At 64.3% G+C, this 3,833-nt stretch carries 3 protein-coding genes; 2 read left to right on the forward strand and 1 reads right to left on the reverse strand.

Annotated elements, in window-relative coordinates; genetic code table 11:
• On the forward strand, positions 1-618 hold a 618-nt coding region (locus WMO66_RS04815), incomplete at its 5' end, for a (deoxy)nucleoside triphosphate pyrophosphohydrolase (protein WP_349135255.1).
• An 18-nt stretch (positions 619-636) separates the two neighbouring features.
• Here the strand turns inward: WMO66_RS04815 and WMO66_RS04820 are convergent.
• Complete coding sequence (locus WMO66_RS04820; RefSeq protein ID WP_349135256.1) at positions 637-1,935, reverse strand: sedoheptulokinase; 1,299 nt, start codon at positions 1,933-1,935, stop codon at positions 637-639.
• A gap of 159 nt (positions 1,936-2,094) precedes the next feature.
• Here WMO66_RS04820 and WMO66_RS04825 point away from each other — a divergent pair, with 159 nt between their 5' ends.
• Positions 2,095-3,597 (forward strand): IMP dehydrogenase, encoded by a 1,503-nt coding sequence (locus tag WMO66_RS04825; protein ID WP_349135257.1) that lies wholly within the window; start codon positions 2,095-2,097, stop codon positions 3,595-3,597.
• The last annotated feature ends 236 nt before the right edge of the window (positions 3,598-3,833 follow it).

Raw genomic sequence — 3,833 nt, forward strand, 5'->3', positions numbered from 1 at the left:
TATCAGGACGGGACGGTCTGGCGCATGGTCATCGTCCTGTTCCGTGCGCAGCTTCCGCAGGAGCCGGAGCTGCACTGCAGCCGGGAGTCCTGCACGTTGCGCTTTTTTACGCCGGAGGAGCTGCGCACGGCGGATCTTGTGCCGACGCACCGCGACCTGATCGAGGCCTGGCGGCCTGCGCCGCTCGAGGTCGCCGCAGCCATGCTGACGCGCGGGCAGACCGTCCTGCTCTGTCGCCGCCCGGAGGGCAAGGCGCGCGCCCTGCAGTGGGAATTCCCCGGCGGCAAGCTCGAGCCCGGCGAGACGGGTGAGCAGGCGCTGGCGCGCGAATGCCGCGAGGAGCTCGGCGCAGAGGTCCGCGTCGGGCCGCGCGTGGACGAGCTGGTGTTCGACTATCCGGATCTCTCGGTCCATCTGACGCTCTATCAGGCCGAGCCGCTCACAGAGCCGCGCGCACTGGAGCACAGCGCGCTCGACTGGGTAGGACCTGCCGGGCTGGAGCGCTATGACCTCTGCCCGGCGGACCGACGCTTCGTCCCGGCCGTGCAGCAGTGGTTTTCCGAACAGGAAAAAGCCCCCGCGCAGCAAGCTGCGCAGAGGCCTCAGACCGGGGAGTAAATTACCGCACCGGAGCAGTCAAAGTGCTGCCTCATGCTGCATACGGGTAAACAGCGCTGCGCCGCAGGCGGCCTCCTCCGGGACGGCAGCCAGCGTGAGCGGCAGACCGAAGCTCCTCTCGACGGCACGCTGCAGGGCGGGATTGCGCCGCAGACCGTTGCCGGAGCCAAGCATCCGCCCGGCGGGCGCACATCCGGCTTTGAGCGCAGCGCGGTAACAGGCGGAAAGCTCGTCCGCCATGCCGCGCAGCAGAGCGTGCAGCAGGGGAACGGGGGCAAAATTCTCCTCATCCAGTCCGCTGAGCACGGCGCGCTCCGCCGGGTCCTGCCGCGTTCCGGCAAACGTCGTGCGGAACTGCGGCACATCGTCCGGCATGGGAGCCTCGAGCGCGCGGAGCATGGCGGGGTAGGCGGACGGGCAGGGCGTTCCTGTGACCAGCTCGGCCGTCTGACGAAAAAAACGCTCCAGCAGGGCAAAGCTCCGCCCGCCGCAAAGCGGCGCGCCCGTCAGCAGCCAGCCGCCGGGGAAGGGGCGCGTTTCCAGCCCCGGCACGGTGCGGTGTTCCTTCGTGAAGAACGAAAACTGGCTGCCCGTGCCGATGTTTACAAGCGGCGCGTCGAGCCGTCCCTGCCCCGCGCCGAGGAAGCTGGCCTGATTGTCGCCGAGCGCGGCAAAGACGCGCAGCCGTCCGCCGCCCAGTTCTGCCTCCTCCGAGACTTCCGGCAGGAGCTGTTCCGGCAGTCCCGCCCGGCGGACGGCCTTGCGGTCAAAGTCCGTTCCGTCGAACAGACCGAGGCTGGCGGCCATGGAGGGCGTGAGGCGCGGCGTGCTTCGGCCGGACAGCCGCATGGCGAGATAGTCCGCGATCGTGCAGACGGCAGCGGCCCCGTTCGGGATGGTTCCGGCTGCCTGATGGCAAGCGAGCGTGACGAGGCCGTAGCCGGAGGCGAGGGGATAGCCGGTCCGCGCAGTCAGGCGGGCCGCCGTGCTTTTCCCGTCTGGCCCCGGCTGCGCGCCCGTCTCGTCCTGCCAGGTGTAAAGCGGCGAGAGCAGCTGCCCCGCCGCGTCCACATAGACGATGCCGTGCATCTGGCCGGTCAGGCCGACGCAGCCGATGTCCGGAAATTCCTGCAGCAGCCCGTCCAGCAGGGACAGGGCTGCGTGCTCGATGCCGCGGGCATCCTGCTTGCGCTCCCACGGCTGCCCGGCGACGGCAGCGCCGCCCGGTACGGTGCGCGTGCACAGGAGCCTGCCGTCCGCGTCCAGCACGGCGGCGGAGATCGTCGTCGTCCCGAGATCAAGGCCCAGATGATCCATATCGATCCTTCTTCCGTATTTCCATGGGAATAGTATAGCAGAAGGTCTGGGAGCTGTAAAGCTCAGGCCTCTGCTGACCGGCAAAAACGCTTGACGGCACGGCGGATTTCGGCTATAATCTCTTCATCATATCCAATTCTCAGGAGGAGGACGATCCCAATGGCCTTTTACTATTCCGAACCGAGCCACACCTTCAGCGAGTATCTGCTGATCCCTGGCTACACGGCAGAGGACTGTGTCCCTGCCAATGTTTCGCTCCGCACGCCGCTGACGCGCTTCCGCAAGGGTGAGGAGCCTGCCATTTCTCTGAATATCCCCATGGTGTCTGCGATCATGCAGTCCGTTTCCGATGATAAGCTGGCCATCGCGCTGGCGAAGGAAGGCGGGCTGTCTTTTATTTATGGTGCGCAGTCCATCGAATCTGAGGCCGCGATGGTCGCCCGCGTCAAGAACCACAAGGCTGGCTTTGTCGTCTCCGCGTCTAACCTGACGCCGGACAGCACGCTGGCGGACGTCCTGGCGCTCAAGGCGAAGAACGGCTATTCGACTGTCGCCATCACGGACGACGGCACGGCGAACGGCCGCCTGCTCGGCATCGTTTCGAGCCGCGATTACCGCGTCTCCCGCATGGACGGCAGCCAGAAGGTCAGCACGTTCATGACGCCGCTGGAAAAGCTCGTCACCGCGCCTGCGCAGACGACGCTGAAGGAAGCGAACGACATCATCTGGGAGCATAAGCTCAACTCCCTGCCTATCGTGGATGCCGACGGCCGCCTGCTGTACTTCGTGTTCCGCAAGGACTACGCTTCCCATAAGGAGAACCCGCTTGAGCTGCTTGACGATCAGAAGCGCTATCTCGTCGGCGCGGGCGTCAACACGCGCGACTATCAGGAGCGCATCCCGGCTCTGCTGGCCGCGGGCGCGGACGTGCTGTGCATCGACTCCTCCGAGGGCTACTCCTGCTGGCAGGAGAAGACCATCGCCTGGGTGCGCGAGCAGTACGGCGATTCCGTCAAGATCGGCGCGGGCAATGTCGTCGACCGCGACGGCTTCCTGTTCCTCGCCAAGGCGGGCGCGGATTTCGTCAAGGTCGGTATCGGCGGCGGCTCCATCTGCATTACCCGCGAGACAAAGGGCATCGGCCGCGGTCAGGCTACGGCTCTCATCGAGGTCTGCGCCGCCCGCGATGAATATTACCGCGCCACCGGTGTCTATGTGCCGGTCTGCTCGGACGGCGGCATCGTCTATGACTACCACATGACGCTCGCACTGGCCATGGGCGCAGACTTCCTCATGCTCGGCCGCTATTTTGCCCGCTTTGACGAGAGCCCGACAGCCAAGGTCATGGTCAACGGCGTCTATATGAAGGAATACTGGGGCGAGGGATCGAACCGCGCACGCAACTGGCAGCGCTATGACCTCGGCGGCGCAGGCAAGCTGAGCTTTGAAGAGGGCGTCGATTCGTTCGTGACCTACGCAGGCTCCCTGCACGACAATGTGGAGATCAGTCTCTACAAGGTCAAGAGCACCATGTGCAACTGCGGTGTCAAGACCATCGCCGACCTGCAGAAGAATGCCCGTCTGACGCTCGTCTCGGCCACGTCCATCGTGGAAGGCGGCTACCATGACGTCGTCCTCCGCTCCGGCTCGCAGATCAAATAATTGGTAAAATACCTGAAGAAGCTCCTGTTTCTTCAGGTGTTTTGCATATAAAAATCTCCCGGCGGGATTTCCCGCCGGGAGCACAGCTTGTCAAAAAAGTCCCTTCGGGCTTTTTCGCCAAGCTGCTTTCAGAATTGCAAAATCAAATTTTGCAGCATGATTTTGCAATTCTGCCGCTGCGGCGGGTGATCAAACGCGAAAGGACACCCTGACGGTTTCCTTTCACACTTTTCTTC

Origin of the sequence: Faecousia intestinalis (assembly GCF_040096185.1) — a bacterium.
Taxonomy (GTDB): domain Bacteria; phylum Bacillota; class Clostridia; order Oscillospirales; family Oscillospiraceae; genus JAZOXB01.

Excerpts from the sequence above, each read along its gene's own strand:
- WMO66_RS04820 (WP_349135256.1), bottom strand. The coding sequence starts at position 1,935 with ATGGATCATCTGGGCCTTGATCTCGGGACGACGACGATCTCCGCCGCC.
- WMO66_RS04825 (WP_349135257.1), top strand. The coding sequence starts at position 2,095 with ATGGCCTTTTACTATTCCGAACCGAGCCACACCTTCAGCGAGTATCTG.